The 22,013-nt window shown below is 47.1% G+C and carries 18 protein-coding genes and 1 pseudogene; 14 read left to right on the top strand and 5 right to left on the bottom strand.

Translation table 11 applies throughout. From position 1 onward, the window contains the following. Positions 1 to 380 precede the first annotated feature (380 nt). On the top strand, positions 381 to 2,447 hold the full coding sequence (locus WDY75_RS16860) for a catalase (RefSeq protein ID WP_036639341.1): 2,067 nt from the start codon (positions 381 to 383) through the stop codon (positions 2,445 to 2,447). A gap of 252 nt (positions 2,448 to 2,699) precedes the next feature. Beyond that, the gene (locus WDY75_RS16855; RefSeq protein WP_063479487.1) at positions 2,700 to 3,980 is read left to right on the top strand and encodes a histidine--tRNA ligase; all 1,281 of its coding nucleotides are present in this window, start codon (positions 2,700 to 2,702) and stop codon (positions 3,978 to 3,980) included. Positions 3,981 to 4,082: 102 nt separating this feature from the next. Here the strand turns inward: WDY75_RS16855 and WDY75_RS16850 are convergent, their stop codons facing one another. Genes WDY75_RS16850 through WDY75_RS16835 form a run of 4 tightly spaced genes read right to left on the bottom strand, consistent with a single transcriptional unit; the run spans position 4,083 to position 8,220 of the window. After that, positions 4,083 to 4,283, bottom strand: a complete 201-nt coding sequence (locus WDY75_RS16850; protein ID WP_006210782.1) for a CLC_0170 family protein — start codon at positions 4,281 to 4,283, stop codon at positions 4,083 to 4,085. Positions 4,284 to 4,295: 12 nt separating this feature from the next. Beyond that, a complete protein-coding gene (locus WDY75_RS16845) occupies positions 4,296 to 5,528 on the bottom strand; it encodes a Ger(x)C family spore germination protein (RefSeq protein WP_040680724.1) in 1,233 nt (410 codons plus the stop codon). Further along, positions 5,494 to 6,618: an endospore germination permease gene (locus tag WDY75_RS16840; protein ID WP_006210780.1), complete on the bottom strand. Its 1,125-nt coding sequence runs from the start codon at positions 6,616 to 6,618 to the stop codon at positions 5,494 to 5,496. Before WDY75_RS16840 ends, WDY75_RS16845 begins: the two co-directional genes overlap by 35 nt. A gap of 3 nt (positions 6,619 to 6,621) precedes the next feature. Then, positions 6,622 to 8,220: a spore germination protein gene (locus WDY75_RS16835; RefSeq protein WP_376167126.1), complete on the bottom strand. Its 1,599-nt coding sequence runs from the start codon at positions 8,218 to 8,220 to the stop codon at positions 6,622 to 6,624. A 289-nt stretch (positions 8,221 to 8,509) separates the two neighbouring features. Between WDY75_RS16835 and WDY75_RS16830 the strand changes: the two genes are divergently transcribed. Next, entirely contained in the window at positions 8,510 to 10,291 is a 1,782-nt protein-coding gene (locus WDY75_RS16830; protein WP_063479488.1) for an ABC transporter substrate-binding protein, read from the top strand. 415 nt (positions 10,292 to 10,706) lie between these two features. On the opposite strand, the gene WDY75_RS16825 is transcribed toward WDY75_RS16830, so the two are convergent. Then, a complete protein-coding gene (locus WDY75_RS16825) occupies positions 10,707 to 11,630 on the bottom strand; it encodes a cation diffusion facilitator family transporter (protein ID WP_063479489.1) in 924 nt (307 codons plus the stop codon). 259 nt (positions 11,631 to 11,889) lie between these two features. Here WDY75_RS16825 and WDY75_RS16820 point away from each other — a divergent pair, with 259 nt between their 5' ends. From WDY75_RS16820 to WDY75_RS16770, 11 genes and pseudogenes are all read left to right on the top strand, one after another. Then, positions 11,890 to 12,993, top strand: coding sequence for a threonine aldolase family protein (locus WDY75_RS16820; protein WP_063479490.1), 1,104 nt, complete (start codon positions 11,890 to 11,892; stop codon positions 12,991 to 12,993). A 32-nt stretch (positions 12,994 to 13,025) separates the two neighbouring features. Beyond that, entirely contained in the window at positions 13,026 to 13,262 is a 237-nt protein-coding gene (locus tag WDY75_RS16815; protein ID WP_063479491.1) for a hypothetical protein, read from the top strand. Positions 13,263 to 13,590: 328 nt separating this feature from the next. After that, positions 13,591 to 15,105, top strand: coding sequence for a serine hydrolase (locus tag WDY75_RS16810; RefSeq protein ID WP_063479492.1), 1,515 nt, complete (start codon positions 13,591 to 13,593; stop codon positions 15,103 to 15,105). Between the two features lie 168 nt (positions 15,106 to 15,273). Beyond that, the gene (locus tag WDY75_RS16805) at positions 15,274 to 15,549 is read left to right on the top strand and encodes a CD3324 family protein (protein ID WP_063479493.1); all 276 of its coding nucleotides are present in this window, start codon (positions 15,274 to 15,276) and stop codon (positions 15,547 to 15,549) included. 166 nt (positions 15,550 to 15,715) lie between these two features. Continuing rightward, a complete protein-coding gene (locus WDY75_RS16800) occupies positions 15,716 to 16,444 on the top strand; it encodes a class I SAM-dependent methyltransferase (RefSeq protein ID WP_063479824.1) in 729 nt (242 codons plus the stop codon). A gap of 342 nt (positions 16,445 to 16,786) precedes the next feature. Beyond that, positions 16,787 to 17,341 (top strand): GrpB family protein, encoded by a 555-nt coding sequence (locus WDY75_RS16795; RefSeq protein ID WP_036639319.1) that lies wholly within the window; start codon positions 16,787 to 16,789, stop codon positions 17,339 to 17,341. 25 nt (positions 17,342 to 17,366) lie between these two features. Continuing rightward, complete coding sequence (locus WDY75_RS16790; RefSeq protein WP_063479494.1) at positions 17,367 to 17,879, top strand: GNAT family N-acetyltransferase; 513 nt, start codon at positions 17,367 to 17,369, stop codon at positions 17,877 to 17,879. Positions 17,880 to 18,059: 180 nt separating this feature from the next. After that, positions 18,060 to 18,359, top strand: a complete 300-nt coding sequence (locus WDY75_RS16785) for a hypothetical protein (protein ID WP_231888069.1) — start codon at positions 18,060 to 18,062, stop codon at positions 18,357 to 18,359. A 109-nt stretch (positions 18,360 to 18,468) separates the two neighbouring features. After that, positions 18,469 to 18,848 (top strand): annotated as a pseudogene (locus WDY75_RS16780) (VOC family protein). A gap of 27 nt (positions 18,849 to 18,875) precedes the next feature. Beyond that, positions 18,876 to 19,394 carry a histidine phosphatase family protein gene (locus tag WDY75_RS16775; RefSeq protein ID WP_063479495.1) on the top strand — a complete coding sequence of 173 codons (519 nt, stop codon included), beginning with the start codon at positions 18,876 to 18,878 and terminating at the stop codon, positions 19,392 to 19,394. A gap of 178 nt (positions 19,395 to 19,572) precedes the next feature. Continuing rightward, on the top strand, positions 19,573 to 21,789 hold the full coding sequence (locus WDY75_RS16770) for a stalk domain-containing protein (protein WP_063479496.1): 2,217 nt from the start codon (positions 19,573 to 19,575) through the stop codon (positions 21,787 to 21,789). Positions 21,790 to 22,013: the final 224 nt, after the last annotated feature.

Genomic DNA, 22,013 nt, shown 5'->3' with positions numbered 1-22,013 from the left:
GCTGAGCCGGACTGAGTGGATTGAGATCATTTTTTCTTCTGTATGGTGTACAAAACATGCTCCAAGCTCGTGTTATGTGCAAATCGCATATAAAAAAGGAGATGGGCCGCCAGCATCGGAGGTATGAACTACTCATGCCGGAAGGCATGCGGCTTAGGTTATAAGCAGTCCAGCTCTTCGGAGTGGGCTGCTTTTTTGGTTAATACCGGTGGGGCTGGAACCGCTGGCGTTCATTCCATGAGCATTTTATGAAGGAATGATGAAACTGGATTCGCATTCCATTTTGCAGGGTAATTAAATCTCGGGTTCACGAGCGGATCTGTTGCCAATCGCTGCACTCGTCAGATGCTCATCTACTACATACCAGGAGGTTCCGACAAATGGACAATTCAAATTCCAATCCGAATGCTAACAACCAGAACAAGACAAGCAAGGACCAACAGCTGGAGCAATTCACGGTAGACAATGACGGCAAGAACTTGACAACCAATCAGGGACTGAACGTCTCTGAGGATGAACATTCGCTTAAAGTTGGTGAACGCGGTCCGACATTGATGGAGGACTTTCACTTTAGGGAAAAAATGACGCATTTTGACCATGAACGAATTCCGGAGCGGATCGTACATGCCCGCGGTTTCGGGGCACATGGTTATTTTCAGGTATATGAATCGATGAAAGACTATACAAAAGCCAAGTTCCTTCAGGATCCTTCCGTGGTCACACCGGTATTCGTCCGTTTCTCCACAGTTGCAGGTTCCAGAGGCTCAGCTGACACGGTCAGGGATGTACGCGGTTTTGCGACCAAATTTTACACGGAAGAAGGAAATTATGATCTGGTGGGCAACAACATGCCGGTATTCTTTATTCAGGATGCGATGAAGTTTCCCGATTTCATTCATGCGGTAAAGCCGGAGCCTCATAACGAGATTCCGCAGGCCCAGTCCGCTCATGATACCTTCTGGGATTTCGTTGTTCACAACACAGAAAGTGCGCACATGATTATGTGGGCAATGTCCGACCGCTCGCTCCCGCGAAGCTTTCGGATGATGGAGGGCTTTGGCGTGCATACCTTCCGTTTCGTGAATGAGGAGGGAAAAGCGCATTTCGTGAAATTCCACTGGAAACCGGTACTCGGCACACATTCCCTCGTATGGGACGAAACGCAGAAGCTGGCAGGGAAGGACCCCGACTTTAATCGCCGTGATCTGTGGGATGCCATCGAGTCCGGGAATTATCCGGAATATGAGTTTGGCGTGCAAATGATTCCGGAGGAGGCCGAGTTCGATTTTAACTTTGATATCCTCGATCCGACGAAGGTATGGCCTGAAGAGATCATTCCGGTAAAAATCATCGGCAAAATGACACTGAATCGCAATACGGATAATTTCTTTGCCGAAACGGAACAAATCGCATTCCATCCGGGACATGTCGTTCCCGGTATTGATTTCACGAATGATCCACTGCTGCAAGGTCGTCTGTTCTCTTATACCGATACGCAGCTATCCCGGCTGGGCGGACCGAATTTTCATGAAATTCCGATCAACCGTTCCGTTGCGCCGGTTCACAACAACCAGCGGGATGGTATGCACCGCATGACCATCAATAAGGGACCGGTCAGCTATCACAAGAACGGCATCGCCGGCAATACGCCGAAGCCGGTTCCGCCTGAGAAAGGCGGCTACGAGCACTATACGGAGAAGGTAGAGGGACGCAAGGTCCAGGCCCGCAGCGATAGCTTCAAGGATCACTTCAGCCAGGCGGCGATGTTCTGGAACAGTATGTCGGATGTGGAGAAAATGCATATCGTATCCGCTTTCCAATTCGAGCTTGGTAAGGTGCAGCGGAAGGAAATCCGCCAGCAGGTCGTTGATCTGTTTGCTCATGTCGACAGTGATCTCGCAACCCGCATTTCGGAAGGCATCGGAACGATTCCTCCCCAAACCAGCGGTTCGGCTTCCAGTGAGTCTTCGCCTGCGCTGAGCATGATGAATACGGTAAAGCTGCCCTTAACGCGTAAGGTGGCTGTGCTTGCAGGTAACGGATTCACAGACGAGTTGCCGTTTGTGTTATCCCAGCTGCAGCAAGCGGGCATCATCGCCGAAGTGGTTAGTCCGAAGCTGGGGACCATTAAGGGTAAAACCAGCGGGGAGCTGGAGGTTCAGCATTCCCTCCTCGGGGCTGATTCGGTCTTGTTTGACGCGGTGCTTGTCGCAGGGGGCGCCTTAAGCGTGTCGGAGCTCCTGACTGAGCCGAAGACTCTCGATTTTATCAAGGAAGCCTACCAGCATTTCAAGCCAATCGGCGCTATTGCGGAAGGGGCTAATCTGCTGCCATCCGCAAATGGAGAAGGTATCGTGATTGCTCAGGAGAATGAGGAGCTTAAACCGTTCGGACAAGCCTTCATGGAGGCAATCGCTGCGCATCGTCATTGGACGCGCGCTATTTAACTTTGGGTATTGCTTGAATACAGGAATGGATTAAGGTATAATTCCCTTTAATCATTTATGGAGTGAAGGGGTTTATATCATGATGAACATCCAATGGAATCAACTTCATCATCACAAGCAGCGTTAGCACACCTGTAACCAATCAGGGTGGGCTGACGCTGTTCGCGTTGGCCTCCCTGCCGCATACCAAGCGCGCGGGACCAAGAGGTCCGGCGCGTTTTTTATTTTCAGAAGAAGAAAGGATGATCTAAGGTGCAGAACGTAAAAGGGACATACGACTATTTTGGCAAGGAGCAGGCCGTTCGGCGAAAGGTGCAGTCCACACTGCGCGACGTGTTTGAGAGCTATGATTATGAGGAGATGGAATCCACCATCCTGAATGAGCGGGAACTGTTGTCTTCGAAGTATGCAGGCGGAGAAGAAATTCAGAAGGAGATGTATCAGCTGACCGATCAGGGAAAGCGAGACCTGGGTCTACGATACGATTTGACGATTCCATTTGCCAAGGTGATTGCCTTTAACCCCGGTATCGAGCTGCCGTTTAAACGGTTTGAGATGGGGAAGGTCTTTCGGGATGGACCCGTTAAGCGGGGAAGATTGCGGGAATTTCTGCAATGCGATGTCGATGTGGTGGGGATTCCGGGTCCGGAAGCGGAGGTCGAGCTGATGCAGCTCGCAGTTGAAGCGTTTCGGAGATTGGAGATTCCGGTTCTCCTCCGATGGAATAACCGCCGATTTTTGGGGGAGGTACTTGAATCGATGGGCGTTCCCGCAGAGATGAAATCAACGGTAATGCTAACGCTCGACAAGATCGAGAAGATTGGCAGGGAAGGAGTTCGGCAAGAACTGGTGAGCAAGGTGCTGGCTCCTGAGGTTTGCGATCACATCCTTGAGTTTGTTGATCTTAAAGAGCCGTCCTTCGAACAGATTGTCGGGAGATACCGCGTAGGCGACAACCCCGGTGCACGTGAAGTCCAGATGCTGCAAGACATGCTGCAGCGAGTAGGGCTTGAGCAGGATTGTGTGTTCGATCCATTTCTTTCACGCGGATTGTCTTTCTATACGGGTACCGTATATGAAATCTTTGATGTCTCGGGCAGCTACCGTTCAAGCCTGGGCGGAGGGGGACGATATGATGCCATTATCGCACACCTCGTCGGAAGGGATGATATTGCCTATCCGACGGTTGGGCTGTCGTTCGGAATGGAATCCATCATGGAAATGATCCGCAACCGCCCAATGGGAACGAGCAAGCCGGAGGTGATTGTTATTCCGATAGGAGATGCCATTCCGGAAGGGCTTCGAGCAGCTGCAGTCCTCAGAAACCAAGGATTACGTACCGAATTCGCTCATAACGGACGGAAATTGAAAAAGACGCTGTCGAAGGCCTCTTCCGATGGCATCCCGTATGTAATTCTGATCGGCGAAAAGGAAGCGGCTGCGGGACAGGTGCGATTGAAGGATATGCAAGAGAATACGGAGGTTCAGATGCGGCTTGAAGAAGTCGTGGCATTCATGAAGCAGAATTCATGAATCAACACGCATGAACCAAGCGGTTTGCATCAGCTTGGATACACGAAGACCCCGCTTTGCCGGAAGCGGCAGCGCGAGGTCTTTCCATCTACATACCATCGGTCAAGTATGAAATATCGTAAAGTAACTCCAGATGGCAAGGACGGACAGCACGATCAGCAGTACTCCTAAAATGATGGAATAGCGGTACTCCTTTTTCATATTTCTTGCTTTATAATTTTTCCGGTCGACCGTCAGCATCATTAGACCCGATCCAAGGAGCATCACGCTTGCATAAGCTGCAGAGTTAAACACAGAAACCATATCTATTACCCCCTAATCTACCTTCATGCCGACTCTTCTTATATCGGAGCTCACATGAATAGTGTACGTCATGTTGGAGTACAACAGGGCCCAGTCATTTTTGTCACGAATGTGTTTGTGCCAGTAATCCCGGTTGTTTGCTCTTACGATCTCACCGAAACCTATAATATCCGATTTGTCTTTTTGAGTTTTCTCAAGTAAACTCGTGATCATTTCTTTGACAAACCGGTTAAATCCCCTCTCAGCCATGTTCAACTCTTCCTGATCGTCCATCCCTGGCTTGGGACTGTATTTCTCGGCCAATTCAGCCTGGATTCGGACGTTTATCGTTGCATGAGGTTTACCATTCCGTATGTCGACTTTGATGTTGGACTGGCGCTCTGTAGCACGGATCGTAACAAATCCAATACCCGGAACATTGTACATTGCGGTATAACCCCCGGGATTAAATCCCTTAGCCGCCATGTAAGCACCGATTTCGATGGGTGTGGTCGTACCGACCAGCTTATTGGAATTAAAATAGGCCAAGCCTTTAATCAGAATGTTTTCTTTTTGACGAATCGATACGTAGGGCAGGTAGGCGTTCTGCCCCAGCTTCGATTCACTATTCCAATAGTTGGAGAGGGAATTCTTCGGGAACTTCCCCATGTCGGCAGCCTTCTCAAGCATGGCCAATAAATATAAGGTAGGTACCCGCTCTAATGGCGGAGCAACTCCCATTAAATCCGCCGCTTTGTTATCGGTTATCAGCAGCCATGTGGATCGGCGAACCTCCTGATTACGGCGCAAATAATCATTCAGATCGTCCATGCCTCTACGTGCAACGTTCTCATTGACAACAATGACTCGAAGATGAATCAATGACCGGGGATCCGCAATTTCCTGCTGCAGATTATTCATGGCATCATTAATGGTATGTCCCACGACACTAACCACCCAGACCGGTTCTTCTTTGCCCTCGGCCGAGCCTCCATTACCGCCAGGACCTAACGGAATACGGCCGGGTACGGCAATCTGCGCCGTTAATCGAATCATGCGATTGTCCAGCGGCGCTGCTTCTTCCCTGGAATGGGTAGTTAAATCTTCTGTACTGCTTGCCCCTTCCTCAGCCTCATCAATGCCAATCCCCAGAATCAAGGCCCGGTCCTCGATTTCAATTCGATCCCAGCAGCCTGTCAGTGAGAGCACTAATAAAACCAGAAGCATAAAGCTAATCTGTCTCTTGCACTTCGCTAGAATTCCCATGCGGTTCACCTCTAACTTTCCTCAATAAAGCCACGATCAGTAATATGAAGGGATAGCCTATGGTCAGCACCAGTCCGATTATTCCCACAATCTCCACAAACACGTACAAGGAAAACACGCTTTTGGGGATCATCGCCAGAATAAAGACGAAAGGGAGAAAGAAATGGCTAATGAAACGATGATCCTGACTTCCGAATACCTTCTGGGCACCATTAATCGATATATAGTAGCTTGCTGCGAGTGAGGTAAAGACCGAGACCACCCATACGATGATAAAAATAGCATCGAGGCGCTCCAAGGTGTCACCCGGAATGGTGGTGGCCCGCGCGAGTTCCAGAGTCGGCCACATGAGATGATTGATCTCATGCGGTCCGAATACAGCTACAGCGGCGCAGACAATCAGCATATACAGCGTACCTGATATGAAAATGCCGCCCAGAAAGGATTTGATTGCTTTTTTTGGCGTTTGCATAGCCGGGATCAGCAGTGTAACGATAAAAGCCGGCTGGAACAAGGCGGCAATCGTTAATGCCCCTTTTCCGTATCGTGCAGGAATGTTCCCGATAATCGGCTGAAGATTCAGAAGTTCAGCATTTTGCAAGGACACCAGGACGATGGCAAGCCCCGGGACTAATATGAACGGGAGATAGAAGACATGGAAGTATGTGAATTTCAACAGCTTCTGTCTTGTAGCCATTACGACTAATATCATCATGGTGATAATGGTGACTTCTGTTGGAGTCCGCCGGAGGACGGCTGATGTAATGACTTCTCCGAATTCGCGCACCGCCAGAGCGGTCAGCAAGATGAAGAAGACGGCCAGACATGTATTAAACACATAAGCCAAGGGGCGCCCTATAATTCTCTGTCCATATTCGAAAATACTCTCACGAGGGAAGCGAATGCCCAGCAGCGTGAGCAGGAGCAAACCGATAAACGCGATTCCGATTCCAAGCAGTGTGACAAGAGGAGCCCCCGTGTTGGCTTCTTCTGCGGCTATTCGCGGCAGGGCAAGTATGCCCACACCAATAATGGCACTAATGACCACTGCACCGACCTGCCGCTCCGTGATATGTGAGGAAGCTTGCATGACTTATTCTCCTTGCTTGTTGGATTGAAGAACAGGTTCAGCTTTCGGCACTCCTTCGTAGCCTAATCGATCATCATCCAGGGTATGCAGATGGCTGGGCCGCTTCTTGAAACTCCAGAGCGGTCCTCGAATCAAGGAATCCTTCAGCCCTTGTTTGCTTACCGGAGTTACCGGGTTCATATATGGAACGCCAAACGAGTCAAGGAACAGCAGGTGATTCATGATGATGATCAGACCGATCATGAGGCCATAAAGCCCGAACATCCCACCGGCGATCAGCAGAGGGAATCGGAGCATTCGGATCGAGATGGCCGCATTGTAGGCTGGTGTAGCAAAAGAACCGATCGTGGTCAGCGCGATGACAACAACCGTGATCGGACTGGCAAAGCCTGCCCCTACGGCGGCCTCGCCAACAACAAGCACGCCGACAATGGACAATGCACCGCCGATCTGCTGCGGTAATCGAAGCGTCGCTTCCCGCAGCACTTCCATAGACACCTCGATGAGTAATACTTCCACAACGGCAGGGAAGGGGACACCGGCCCGCCCACCGGCCACGGCCACGGCGAAGTCTGTCGGAATCATCTCCGGATTGAAGGAGATAATGGAGACGTACAGGGCAGGAAATATAAGGGAGAAGACGATCGCCAGAAGCCGGATAAATCGAACCAGGCTCCCCATGATGAACCGTTCCGAATAATCATCCGTCACTTGATAGAATTGGTTGAACACCGCCGGAATGATAAGGGAGAAAGGGGACCCATCGACCATAATGATAACTCTTCCTTCGAGGATGGAGGCAGTGGCCTTATCCGGTCGTTCTGTGTTTTGAACCTGAGGGAATGGGGAGTAGGGATGATCTTCTATGAACTGCTCAATATAGCCGGAATCCAGGATGCCATCGATGTCAATCTTGGAAAGTCGTTTCTCCGCTTCCTTCAATAGTTTGGGATTGGCAATGCTCTCGATGTAACATAAGGCGACTCGGGTTTTCGTTCTTTTTCCAATGCGAACAATTTTTATTCGAAAATCGCCCACTTTGATACGAGCACGCAGCAGGGAGATGTTGGAATCCAATACCTCGATAAACCCGTCCTTCGGACCTCGAATGGAATGTTCAGTTTGGGGCTGCTCGATACCTCGTTTCTCAATTTGCCTTGTGTCGAGCACAAGGCCGCCGGGAATGCCATCGATGAGCAGCACGGTGCTGCCTTCTGTAATGGCATCCAGAATGTCAGCTCCATCAGATACCCGTGCCGTTTCGCTAATGTACAAGGTCTCATTCATCAGGGTGTCCATCAGATTATCCAAATGAATAGACTTGTCCTCCAGATGACGAGGCTTATACATCAGTGGTTTATGAATATCACGATATATGGATAGGGTGTCGACCAAGGTTGTGTAGTAGATGATAACGCCTTGAAATTCATTGAAAATATGCAGATGGCGAATTTCGATGTCGTCACTGTCTCCTAGGCAGGAGCGTACGATCATTAAATCAGACTCTAAGCAGCCCGTCAGTTTCTCTGGTGTACCAGGCGTTCTGCGAGTGGTCAGATTCGGATTTTTTTGCGGTTTTTTTCGATTTCTAAATCGTATCATGCGGATAACCACCTTATGATGTTGCTCTAGATACAGGTAGTCTTGCATGATTAAGGAAATTTATTCGTTCTGGCTTAAAACAACAAAAAGGCCGGTCGTGGAAAATAATGCTCTACGTTTTGAGGAGGTCCTTTATAACGTGTAGGAAGATTGTCCCATGCAAATATTCATTGAACTCGTTTTTGTCATGTTTGACTATAATTGATTTCTACCGAAAAGGCACTCGCGCTCCCATCGATCTCCGAGTAAAATAAAACGTATAGAATTTACCAGGAGGGAGCGGATTGCAATGCTGCACGAACAATATTTTATGCTGCACCAAAAGCTTGCTGTTAACGCTCCAGCCAGCATGGCTACGGAAGTAACACTTGAACAGATTGCCAACACGCTGTATTGTTCAGCTCGAAACGCCAAGCTGGTTCTTCGCAAGCTGGAAGAGAAGGAATGGATCATCTGGAAGGCAGGCCGTGGAAGAGGGATACGTTCCATGCTGACTTTTCAGGCGGATAAGGAAGCGCTGCTGCAGGAAGCAGCACAACAGCTCACGGAAAAAGGAGAATATAAACAAGCCTTTGAGCTGATGCGCAACTACGGTGAGGAAATCCGCACGCATGAGTCTTATGTGGAATGGATGAATGGGCATTTCGGGTTCTGCAAGGAGGAGAAGGAGGGAGAGGAAGCAAGGGATTCCTTGCGGCTTCCCGTCTACCGGTTAATTGATACGCTGGACCCCGCAGAATGCTACTACAGCTTTCCGGCTCATATGATCCAGCAGATATTCGACCGCTTGGTGATCTATGAGAACGCTACGGATCAGTATCTTCCGGCGATTGCACATCACTGGGAGAACAACAATGACGCAACGGTCTGGACCTTCCATCTTCGGAAAGGGATTCTGTTTCATGACGGCAAAGAATTAACCGCAGATGATGTGAAATTTACGATGGAACGCTTGGGACGAAAAAGAAACCGCTGGATCTTACGCGAACTAAAAAACGTTGAAGTGGTCTCTCCTCGCGAAGTTCGATTTATCCTCAATAAACCGAATCGGATCTTTATACGGTATCTCTCTGCCACGTGCATGTCGATTGTGCCGCAGCATTTGCTCCGTTTCAATGAGGAGCAATACTGGAAGCTTCCTGTGGGGACGGGACCTTTTCAGGTAGAGGAATGGACGGAGGATCGATTGTCTATTCGGGCGAGTCCCTATTATTATCAGGGGCGGCCGCACTTGGACAGCGTCCAAATCATCTTCATGCCGGAAGATGCAGAGCACTCTGATGTCAGGTGGGAGCGGTTGCTGCAGGATTCGGATCCAAGCGATCCTACGGAAGAGATGAGTGGCATGGACACCGTTGAATCTCTGAACGGCTGTACCACCTTGATTACGTGGAACATGAGGAAGCCGGGGCCATATCAATCCATCGAATTTCGACGTGCTTTCAGCCTGATTCTCAATCGGTCCGGAATGGTACGTGAATTAGGGGAGTACAGACTGTATCCGGCCAGAGGTTTTCTGATAGACGATGGAGCGCCTTACCACAAAGATCGATTCGATCCGGATTTGGCTAAACAACTGCTGCAGCAGTCAGGTTATGACGGTTCCCCCATTCGAATGGGTTCTCTCGCTCATCATATGAAAGATGCGGAATGGGTTCAGAATCAATGCGCTGCCATTGGCATTCTATTGATCATCTGCGAAGAGAAGATGGACACCATTCACAAACCAGAAGTGATGAGTAATATGGATTGTATCCTGCAAGGTCTTGTTCTGCCTGGTGAAGAAGTATGCTTGATCGAAAATTACGAGCAGGAGGACAGCGTTGTCAAGGAATTCATGGATCCGTCGCTGCACGACTGGGTGAAAGAATGCATTGATGATGCGCTTGCCAGTGAGGAGTGCAAGGAAAGGCTGAATCTCTTGGCGAACATTGAGGAAAGGCTTCGGGAGGAGGCACAGGTCTCATTCTTGATTCATTCCAAGTTTCAAGCGCAGTTACATTCATCATACAAGGGTGTAGTCATCAATAATCTGGGCTGGCTGGATTTTAAGCAAATTTGGCAGGTGTGATCCGCCAACAAAAAGAGCAAGCGAGAACATCCTCGCTTGCTCTTTTTGATTTATAAAGATTTATGATGGCTTCTTCGTGATCTGCGTTTTCGAAAGAAGCCATAAAGCTTATCGAGAAGACGGACATTTTTGGCGGCGCGTTGGGATTTGCTTATTCCTGTCTCGTCATAAATAACGAATCTTCCCTGACGATCAAGTTCATCCAATCTTGTCTGTTGATACTCATGTAACTTCTCCAGCGTATATATATCGTTGTTCATGTGACCTCCCTGCAAGACATTCATAAATTCGCTTCATCCATGCGGAATGTCTTGATACTTTCATTATGGAGGTCCACCGAACTTGTAAAAAGGGTAAACATGAGCAGCAGATTTTCCCCTTTTAACGAACTACAGGGCTGCCGCAGGGAAGGGCTTTAGACTTTATTCTTCTTATGAACGATAGCGGTATTCTCAATCTGAATCGTGGCATGTTCGATGTGGAACTGGGTGTCCAGAAGGTCGATGGCTTGCTGTAAAACATCAAAGCTATCTATGTCATCTGCGATAACAACGTGGCAGCTCAAGGAGTCGAAATTGGACGTAATCGTCCAAATATGAAGATCGTGGATACCTGTAACCCCTGTAATGGATAACAATGACTTCGTTACGGCCTCTGGGTGTACGGATGCCGGTACCCCTTCCATTAGAATATGAACCGTATTCTGTATGATTCTCCAGGCACTTTTGAGTATTAATATCGATACCAGGATGGAAATTATGGGATCGGCAATATACCAGCCGAAAGCAATCATGACAATCCCGGCGACAATAGCACCCACAGAGCCAAGCGCATCCCCAATGACGTGAAGGTAAGCACTGCGGAGATTTACATTGTTCTTCACATCACCCGTTCGCATTAAGAACCAGGCACTGAGAAGGTTAGCTAGCAATCCGATAACGGCGATCAGCATCATGCTCCCGCTGGCAACAGTCGGAGGGTCATTGAAACGCTGGATCGCCTCCCACACGATAAATCCGGCAATGACAAACAATGCGACACCATTTAAAAGAGCCGCCAAGATTTCAAAACGGTAAAATCCATAGGTTTTATTCGGTGATGAAGGCTTTGTGGCAAACCATAGAGCTACCAAACTGAGCAATAAAGCACTGGCATCACTTAACATATGGCCCGAATCCGATAACAGAGCCAGACTGTTGGTCAGCAATCCTCCGACAAACTCCAGAATCATGATGCCAACCGTGATGATCAAGGCAATGCGAAGTCCTTTCTTATTCCCTGACCGGGCATGATCATGATGGCTATGATCATGTCCGTGTTGATGGTTATGTTGATGCATAATCAAAAACTCCCCTTCCAAATGAATGATGTTAACATTTTGATTAATGGTTGTAATACAATCATGATTTAAATATGAGCATATGTTCATATATAATGTTATTTCTTTAATTGTGAGTTGTCAAGTTTTTCCGGGAATTATTCAATTGAAATTAATTTAATTCTCACTTGTTTCGTTATCTAGTATGCTTAAGGGGCAGGCGATTCATCATCCGGCACGGCCATATCCATTCAATTGAACAGAAGGAGTGACTGACCTTATGAACGAACAACATAAATCTCTTGGCGAAGCTTATAATGAGACTACATATCCATTGATTGGGCATAGTCGCAGGAATGTCGAGGTGTTATTGGAGGCATTTCAGCCTGTTGACGGGTCTCAGGCGGGAGATATGTACGGCAATGGTGCCGTTATTGAAGATTTTCAGAAGTTTATGGCAGACGAATTAGGGAAGGAATCGGCCGTGTTTTTTCCAAGCGGAACGATGGCGCAGCAGATTGCCCTGCGGATATGGTGTGATGAAGCCGAACTGAAACGGGTAGCGTATCACCCGCTGTGCCATTTGGAGATTCACGAAGAGGATGGGCTTAAGGAGCTGCATCAGATTGAGACAATTCTCCTTGCTGGCGAGGATCGTTTGATCACACTCGAAGATGTTCAGAATCTGAATAGCGACATTGCTTGTTTGCTGCTTGAACTGCCGCAGCGTGAAATCGGAGGGCAGCTACCCGATTACGCGGAGCTTGAGGCCATTTCGGCCTATTGTCGATCTCAAGGCATAAAGCTGCATCTGGATGGGGCAAGATTGTTTGAAATTACGCCTTATTATCAGAGAACCGCTGCAGAGATCTGCTCGCTTTTTGATAGTGTATATGTGTCGTTCTACAAGGGCATCGGAGGGATTGCCGGAGCCATTCTGGCTGGCGACAATGATTTCCTGGCTAAGTCCAAAGTATGGAAGCGGCGTCATGGCGGTGATTTGGTCAGTCTGTACCCGTATATCATCAGCTCGGAGTACTATTATAAACAGAGAATAGAGAAGATGGGCCGTTATTATGAAGAGGCCAAAGAGCTGGCTGCGATGTTTAATCAGTGTCATGCCGTTGTCACTAAGCCTATAGTTCCGGTATCCAACATGTTTCATGTGTACTTTCAACTGGGCAAGAATCAGCTTGAACCGATCCTAATGGATATTTACAATACGACCGGCATCGGATTTATCAGTTATCTTAAAGAGGCAAGTGAAGATCATTGCCAATCTGAGGTTCATATAGGGGAACGATACGGCAAGACGCCGAGGGAAGCCATTCAAGAAGCCTTCCGTGTGTTGAATGAGAAGCTGCTAGAGGCTGTGCATCCATAAAAAGGACCTATATGGAGAGGAGCTCATGGAAAATGATCGCCATCGGCAAAGCAGAAATCGGGGATTTACCTGCAATACTTGACCTACAGCACGATGCTTACATGAACGCTGTTGAGAACCATTATAGTGATGTTAACCGGGCAGAGCTGTTCACAGGTCACAAAAGCACGAAAAATCTCGCATTTTACGAAAGATTAGGTTATACCAAGTTTAAGGAAAAGGTTATGAATCATAACCTGATAGTGATCTATTTAGGTAAAGATATTTAATCAGTGTGTAAAACAAATGGATCGTGTTGTTGATCGTAGCCCGAGGATATAGATCCTTAGGCTTCTTTTTTGTCACGTATACAACTATACTTGTTTCAAGTTTTCCACATATCGATCCCTGACTCGCGTATAGGGAACGAGGGCCGGGTTCGTACATCCCAAACTCTCCTTGATCCCTTTCTTCTTAATAGATAAGCGTCAGAGAATAGTGGTTACTTGTAACCGTACTACAAGGTATCCCGTGTGGGCACGTCGAATGTCCAAGATTACAAGTTGCACAAAATCATTGTGATCGAATGAACGAAGCGTGAGGGAGAGGGCCGATGATATGAGTGAGTTATTAACCGGTATGGAATCATTGAACGGGATCCATACCTATATCGAAGAGCAGATGAAGGCGTGGAAGGTTCCCGGATTATCTGTTGCGGTTGTGAAGAATCATGAGATCATCATGATGGAGGGTTATGGTCATCGAAATATCGATCAGGGACTTCCTGTGACAAGTGAGACCATCTTTGCCATCGGTTCATCCACTAAAGCCTTTACTGCGCTTGCTGCTGGAATCCTGGCGGATGAAGGGAAACTGGATTTGGACAAGCCTGTCAAGGAGTATTTCCCTACCTTCAAAATGTTTGATGCTTTTGCAACGGAGAGAATCACCATCAGGGACATGTTGTGCCATCGTTCCGGTTTACCCAGACATGATCTGATGTGGTACAATTCCGCCCTGACGAGAGAAGAGATCATACATCGTCTGCAATATCTGGAGCCGAATGAGGATTTCAGGGCGAAGTGGCAGTATCAGAATATAATGTACATGGTGGCAGGATATCTTGTGGAATATGTAAGTGATTCTTCTTGGGAAGAGGTTGTGCAGAACCGGATATTTACACCGCTTGGTATGACCTCAAGTCAGTTCTCGGTGGATCAGACGCAGCTTCAGCATGATTTTGCAATACCTTACATACTTCTCGAAGAACAAGCTAAACCAATACCATTCCGCAACATCGATACCATTGGTCCGGCGGGTTCAATTAATTCCAACATAAAGGACATGGCACACTGGGTAAAGTTTCAGATAAATCATGGGATCTATGATGACCAGCACATCGTGTCAAAAGAAATGCTGCAAGCTATACATTCGCCCCACATGGTATGTGACATGACGGAGATCAATCAGAACCAGACGAATATGGCGAGTTACGGTCTTGGCTGGGCAATCGAGCCATATCGCGGTTCACGCATGGTATATCATGGAGGTAATATTGATGGGTTCACTGCTCATGTCGCCTTTATTCCGGCGGAGCAAATAGGTATCGTTGTTTTATCGAATCTCAATGGCACCCCCCTTCCCGTGCTGATTGCCAATCATATTTTTGACCGTATGCTGGGTGGAGAGGTAGAGGATTGGAGTGCGCAAGCGCTGGAAAAAATGAAAGCATCCGAGGTGGAAATTAAGCCGACAGCAGAGGGTGAGACACTTCCGGACGTGAAAGCACTCGTCATTCCATTAACGCTCTCATTACTGCATTTTATGGGAACCTATGAACACCCGGGATACGGCAAAATGGTTGTTGAGCTGGATGAGGGAGAGCTTCGGGCAACCTTCAATTCCATGCAGTTCCCCCTCACACACGTTAGCGACCTTCAGTTTGAACTTTATATTGCCGTGTTTAACATTAAAACGTCCGTGACCTTTCAACTGGGTTCAAACGGGCATGTTTTCCAATTTTCTACCATGTTGTTATTTGAACCTGGCACGAAGGAAATTGAATTTGTTAGAATAGAAAATAATAATGAACGATCCCATTCTTTTCAGCGAGGTGAAATGCATGGCTCATAGTAGAAGCACAACCGTTCAAACCGTTAAATCAGGCTCCGAGCAAAGCAGCACGGAGATAAGCGAACAAAGATTTGTTCGGAGCCTACTTCTATACCCATAGCGGCTTATATTTCATGTGAGTGCTTTGCTCGCTATTTACACGATTCTATGTAGATAGGAGCAGGGAGAATGAAATACGAGAAAGCACTAGATATTTTGCCTGAACACATAGTCAAAACCATTCAACATTATATTGATGGAAGTTATATTTATATTCCGAGAAAGTCGGAGAATCGGAAGTCCTGGGGAGAGCAAACCGGGATAAAGAAGGATCTGGATATTCGGAATCAGATGATTCTGGAGAGCTATGTGAAGGGTGATTCCATTCAAGCCCTATCCGAGCGATATTATTTAACGGAGCCATCCATCCGTAGAATTATTCGGAGTGAGAAAATGAAACTCTAGAATTTAAAGCGACATTCGATGATACCCACGCGGATTCATCAGATGTCGCTTTATGTCTTCTTTCGCGCGATCCTGATTCATTCAGAATTAAACATGAACTTGAGTTGTCAGCCTAAAGAAGCTAAGTTTAGATCAGGTATAACTAAGAAGGGAGAGCTTCATGTTTATGACTCAAAACATATATGATAATGATGAATTCTTTAAAGGGTATAGTCAACTTAGCCGATCTGTCCACGGACTGGATGGTGCTCCTGAATGGTCGAGCCTGCGATCCATGCTGCCGGATCTAACCGGAGCTCATGTGCTGGATTTAGGCTGCGGGTTCGGATGGTTCAGCCGCTGGGCCAGACAACACGGTGCCACTAAGGTGTTAGGGGTCGATGTATCCGAGAACATGCTGACGCGGGGAAGGGCCGAAACGCAGGATTCTCATATTACTTATATTCGAGCCGATATGGAGGTCCTGGAATTAGAGCCGGAGTCGTATGACTTGGTCTACAGCTCCCTGGCTTTTCATTATATTAAGAACTTGTCGGGTCTGATGGGGGAAGTGTACTCATCACTCAAACCTGGGGCAAGCTTGGTGTGCTCTGTTGAGCATCCGATATACACCGCATCGATCCGTCCTGAATGGATCCAGCATCCAAATGGATACAACACATGGCCTGTTGATAACTACCAATATGAGGGGATGCGTACGACGAACTGGTTAGCCGATGGCGTTGTTAAGCAGCACCGGACGATGGGAACCTACTTGAATATGATGATAGGGCTGGGTTTCACGATTACCCATGTAGAAGACTGGGGGCCGTCCGATGAACAGATCATGTCCCATCCGGAATGGGAAGAGGAATGCCATCGCCCCATGTTTCTATTGATATCGGCAAGAAAATAGGGGCTAGACGGGCCATTGTTGCAGTATACGTGGAACGCGGTATAGGATCTGGTATGGTACAGGAGGAAATGGCGTCTAAGACGAGTGTCTTGGCCGCTTTTTATATGGAACCGCGCTTTATACTGTCAGAGAAATGGTGACAAAATTATAAATATTGTTTCTTAATGATTTACCAACATCAGGAAAACTATTAAAATAGAGGTTAACGGCATTTGCAAGAGGCTTTGCATGGGCTAGAGCATCAAGATGCGGAAGCGATTGAGGCTGAAATACGGTCTTACAGGTAATCATCATAGACCTGTTCGTTACACATTACACAATTACTGGAGGCATCTCGTACATATGAGTCCAAAACCCGTAATCATCGAAGAGTACAATCCGGAATGGCCAAAAAAGTTTCTTGAGATCAAAACCATACTTGAGCATACGCTTGGTAACGATGTATTGAGAATCGAGCATGTAGGGAGCACCTCCATCCCGGGGCTGGCTGCAAAACCTGTTCTGGATATCGATGTAGTGATCGATTCTATGAAATCGCTTCCTACAGTTATAGCGAAACTCGAAACCCTAGGTTATTATCATCAGGGGAATTTAGGCGTCGAGGGCCGAGAGGCTTTTGGGAGAAAGGATGATTATGTCCCCTACAGCGATGGGCTTGAATTGAAACTTGCTCAACATGTATATGTCTGCGATCAAGAAAGCCGTGAATTGCATAGGCATATTGTTTTTCGGGATGCACTCCTTCATCATCCAGAATGGGTTGTGGAATACGCCATTTTGAAGAAAGAGTTGTCCACCGTCTTCCGGCATGATCGCGAGGGCTATATGGTAGGAAAATCAGATTTTGTAAACCGAGTATTGGAGTTATCCGGAGGACAAGGAAGCCTCCTCCCATAAAATACATATCAGTGAGGTACATCGTATGGAAATTATATTGAAAGTATTAGATAGCACGGAGCTTAAATGCACCTGGAAAGAAGGATTCCAGCAGCAAAATATACACCGTTCGGAAGAGTATTATAATCTGTGTGAATTTGAAAACCAGATTGGTATTCGTGTCACCATGTTAGCTTTTGTTAATGACAAATTGGCCGGAGTTGCCCACTTGAAATATGAATCGGACTATCCGTACTTTCGAGATCAGAACATTCCGGAGATCAATGATCTGAACGTATTTCCTGAGTACCGAAGGAACGGTGTAGCGAACAGGATCATTGAACAATTCGAAACCATCGTGAGTAAAAAGCTGCCGCGTATCGGAATTGGTGTGGGCTTGTACAAGGACTATGGTCCAGCACAAAGAATCTATGCCCGGCGCGGTTACATTCCCGACGGAAACGGCATTATGTACAACCTTGTGCCTGTTGTTCCCGGCGAAATGGTATGCGCTGATGGTGATCTGAATTTATATCTAATTAAGGAGTTAGGGAAATAAATCATTTTCCACTGAGGATAAATTCTTCAATTCTTAGGATTGCCGGGAGATGGGTACATGAGATTCTTCATTCGATTAAATGTTTCGAGTTTTTTGTATGCAATGTTCCCTTTCGCAGTCCTTGAACTGATGGCCAATGTTTACCGAATCAGTCGAGTAACAGGTTGGGAGTTAAGTCATGTGAACAAGCTAATCCTGGCCTTCTGCGTGGCTGGCATCACCGTATCCAACATTGCGTTTCCGAAGCTGATCAGGCATTGGCTGGATGGCCGTAAAGCAAGTTATTTTTCGCTTATCCTGTGGTTTCCCTATTTCGTGATACTGGTCAGTATTCTCGTTTCATGGCTGCCGATCACCGAACCAGCAGATCAACCTAACCCTGTGACAGGACTTATTGCCATGGCTGCATTGGCCTTGTACCCATTCTACTTAGGTATCCTTCATCTGTTTGGTACTACAGCAAAAAACATGGATAGATGAAAAGAAGCAAACATTAAAGATGTCCAACTGATCATGGCTAAGTGACCGGGAATTTTAAGCGAGAAAACGAGAAAGACAAATAATTGATAACAAGACAGGAGATAGGATCATGGATAGAGGTTTTACGCACTGCTTGCAAATCTTTCCTACCGCTGATTTTCAAAAAACAATCGAGTTCTATGAGCGGATTGGGTTTCGTGCGGTTGCCTATCTGGATTCAGGAGAACCGCATGTGTGTCTCTATCAGGATTCCATAGAGATCGTGTTATCAAGTCGGAGATTGAAGTCGTGCCGAATCGGATTCGTTATGGCTACGGATATGATGCGTATTTTATTACTTGTAATCAGTACGAAATTCAGGAAGATTTAATGAACCTGGATGTGAAGATTGTCAGACCATTGTCCACGACGGATTATAACAACCATGAGTTTGTGTTTGAGGATGTGGATGGGCGCTGGATTGCCGTTGGCAAGAAACAACAAACCTGAGTGCGGATGTTAAACGGAGGCTTACACATGGTTGAGATTATGGTTGTACGACACGGACAATCGGAAGCGGATATTTTAAATCGGTGTGAAGGACGGGCTGACTTTTCTCTTACCGATCTCGGGTTGCAGCAAGCACAGCTTCTGGCCGAGTGGATTCAGCGTAATTACGCCTTGGATGCGATTTTTTGCAGCACCTTGATTCGGGCCAAGCAAACCGCGGCAGCTATTGCTGAATTGACGCAAGTGCCTGTAACCTATGACAATGATCTCATGGAGCAGAATAATGGCGTCATCGCTGGGATGTTGAGAGATGAAGCATTAATGAAGTATCCGATACCGGCCGGGGGAAGAAAGCGGCATGATGCCATTGAGGGCGGGGAATCCGGCATGATCTCGATGTTATTTCGAGCTTTCTTGAATCTTCCCTATCATTCCGAGATATTCATTCCTACTGGCGATACGGGCGTCCATCTATGGCAATATGAACCGAGTGGGAAAAAGGTCATAATGGCAACGAATTGGCAAGAGCATTTGGCTGCGACCTGATAGGTTCAGTCTCTCCCGTAACGGTCACATTGGTGTTACGGGTTTTTTACTAAGTTTGTGACACAGTTCTACATCATCTTAAATATTATTAACGGATCAGAGAAACTTTTTTACCAAAATTTACGTCTAATAGTATGACCTCATTAAATATCAAAAAAGGATTAGAAGGAGTTATGGAATGAAACTGAAGAAACGATCATTGCTTACCGTACTGGCTGTTGCCCAATTAGCTGCAGCTTATCCGGCGAGCGCGGATGCAAATGCCGCAGACAAGACACAGCCACCAGTCACCCAAGAAGTGTATGAGCAAAACACCGCGGCATCTAACGCAGTGAAATCCGGGGCCAACGATACGACTCAAGAGACACCTGAAACAACAGAGACAGAAGGGGCTCAAGAGACGAATAACGCAGGAACAACGGACGTGCCTGTCACTGAGGAAACCGGTGAAGTTAAAGAACCAGCCACGGCAACGGAAGTGCAGGGCAACCAGAACAACAGCAATAGCCAGCAAGTCGCAAGCGGAAAAGAACTTATTCTTTTTTTTAACAGCACAAAAATGATTCAAGACGGCGTCACCTACAATGCACCACAACCCATGCAAGTCAAAAAGGGAGTATCCTATGTTCCCATTCGTGCTCTTGTGGACCGCGTAGGCTTCAAGGTCACTTACGATAAGAAGACCAAGGAAACGGTTATCACAAAAGGAACTAACGAGCTTCGTTTTAAGACTGACAGCAGCAAGTATACCGTAAACGGTGTATCCAAGGATATGAAAGGGACTTCCTATCAGACCAACAGCACGTTCATGGTTCCACTGACAGCGATTACGCAGGCGCTGGAAATCCCGTATAAAGTGGATAACGTAGGTAAACGTGTCATCATGAGTTTGGTTAGCAAGCCGGTCGCCAAATTTACGGTAGGGCCTAAAGAGATTTTCGCAGGAGAAACTACAGTTACCTACACACCGCAAGTTGAGAATGTGCAAGGCGAGATTATCAACGAGCGTTGGGAAGGCAATCAGGATATCTTCGATGCACCAGGTCAATACATAGTCACGTACTCTGTACAGGATTCTACCGGAACGTGGAGTGATCCTTACAGTCAAACGATCACGGTCATTCAGCCTAATCTTCCGCCTGTGGCAATGTTCGAAACTGACAAGTCGGAATATAAAATGGGTGAGCTGATCACGTATACGGACAAGAGCTCGGATGATCAAGACAAGACCGAGGATCTGACGTATAAGTGGGAGAACAAGGGCTATGCCTTCTTTACACCCGGCGTTCATACCATTAAGTTGACCGTTACCGATAAGAAGGGACTTAGCTCCAGTTATGAATCGACGGTTTATGTAACCAATGAAACACTGTATACAGAAGAAGATTTTAATATGCTCTTCATTCCGGAAGGGGAGAAATTCTCGTTCCTTGGCAACGTGACGTCCCGTCCGAAAATCAATTATGATTTTAACGATGAGCCCAGCACGCTGATCCGCAGCAACAGCCCTGAAACGGTAAATTCAGAAGGTATCGTTTATCGTGAGACAGCGGTTGGAGACATGCGCTTCATGATTCACCATGTGAACAATCTGAACAAGAATGTCAAAATGTACGTAATTGCAACGAACAAGAACAGTACACCTGTGACATTGAGACAAGATTACCTGGGATTTGCTGGGCCATCCCCGATTGCAACGGCTGCAGGCAAAAAATCCGTGCAATACTATTTCCAATCCATGCAGGATGGATCGAAGAGAACATCGGTTACGCTTGCTCCAGGTGAACAGAAGCTGGTTATGACAGAGCTGAGCGAGATCCGAATGAAACAGGGACATGTTATTTCCCTTTACTCGGATATGTACAGCGACCAGCCGATTCAATTCGATGTCGTTATGATCGATGAGAAGTCCGATCCATTGAAGGTGCTGGGCACACTGCCGATCCTGGACCGCGATGGGGTGCATAACCGCGGAACTTACCCGGATTCAACACGCATCATCCGTTATTCCGAGCTCGTTGGTGCGGAATCCCAGCGTCTCGTTCTGGGAGATAACCAGGATGACCCTAACTTGCAGGGAATGGATCCTATGGTCGGAGATATCACGCACAATACAGGCAACTTCGGCGTCTTGTACAAAATCACGCTGGATCGCGTGGCTCCAAATACACTGATCTCCTTTAACCCTAGGGGCGGTAAATACTCTGGCTATGCGATGATGAATGGTACGATTGTACCAATCTATTCCCTCGGACAGGTATCTCCTGGCGAGCAAGCGGTTCTGTATCGCACAGGTGATTACGAGCAAAAGGTTGAAATTATGCTTACAGCAGCGCCGGGAAGTAACCTGCCCGTCAATCTGCTGTTTACCCAGATGCCAGACACGGTTCATTAATACACCATACGGAAGACTTCATCACTTCAGTTTGTACCTGGTTCAAGACCGGGTCACAGGTTGAAGAGTGATGAGGTCTTTTTTTTATTGGAAAATGAAGAGATGAATGATAAAGTGTTGGGTATAGACTCCGTCGGGTTGACGGACCATACTGGAGTGATGAATGGTGGTCAAATCAGTGGATGTACCCTCCTAAAATGAAATGATTTATATTTTTAGGAGGG

This window comes from Paenibacillus glucanolyticus, from assembly GCF_037333485.1.
Classification (GTDB): Bacteria; Bacillota; Bacilli; order Paenibacillales; family Paenibacillaceae; genus Paenibacillus_AQ; species Paenibacillus_AQ glucanolyticus.
Note: the sequence above shows the minus strand (reverse complement) of the source record. Positions and strands in the feature narration are given on the sequence as shown.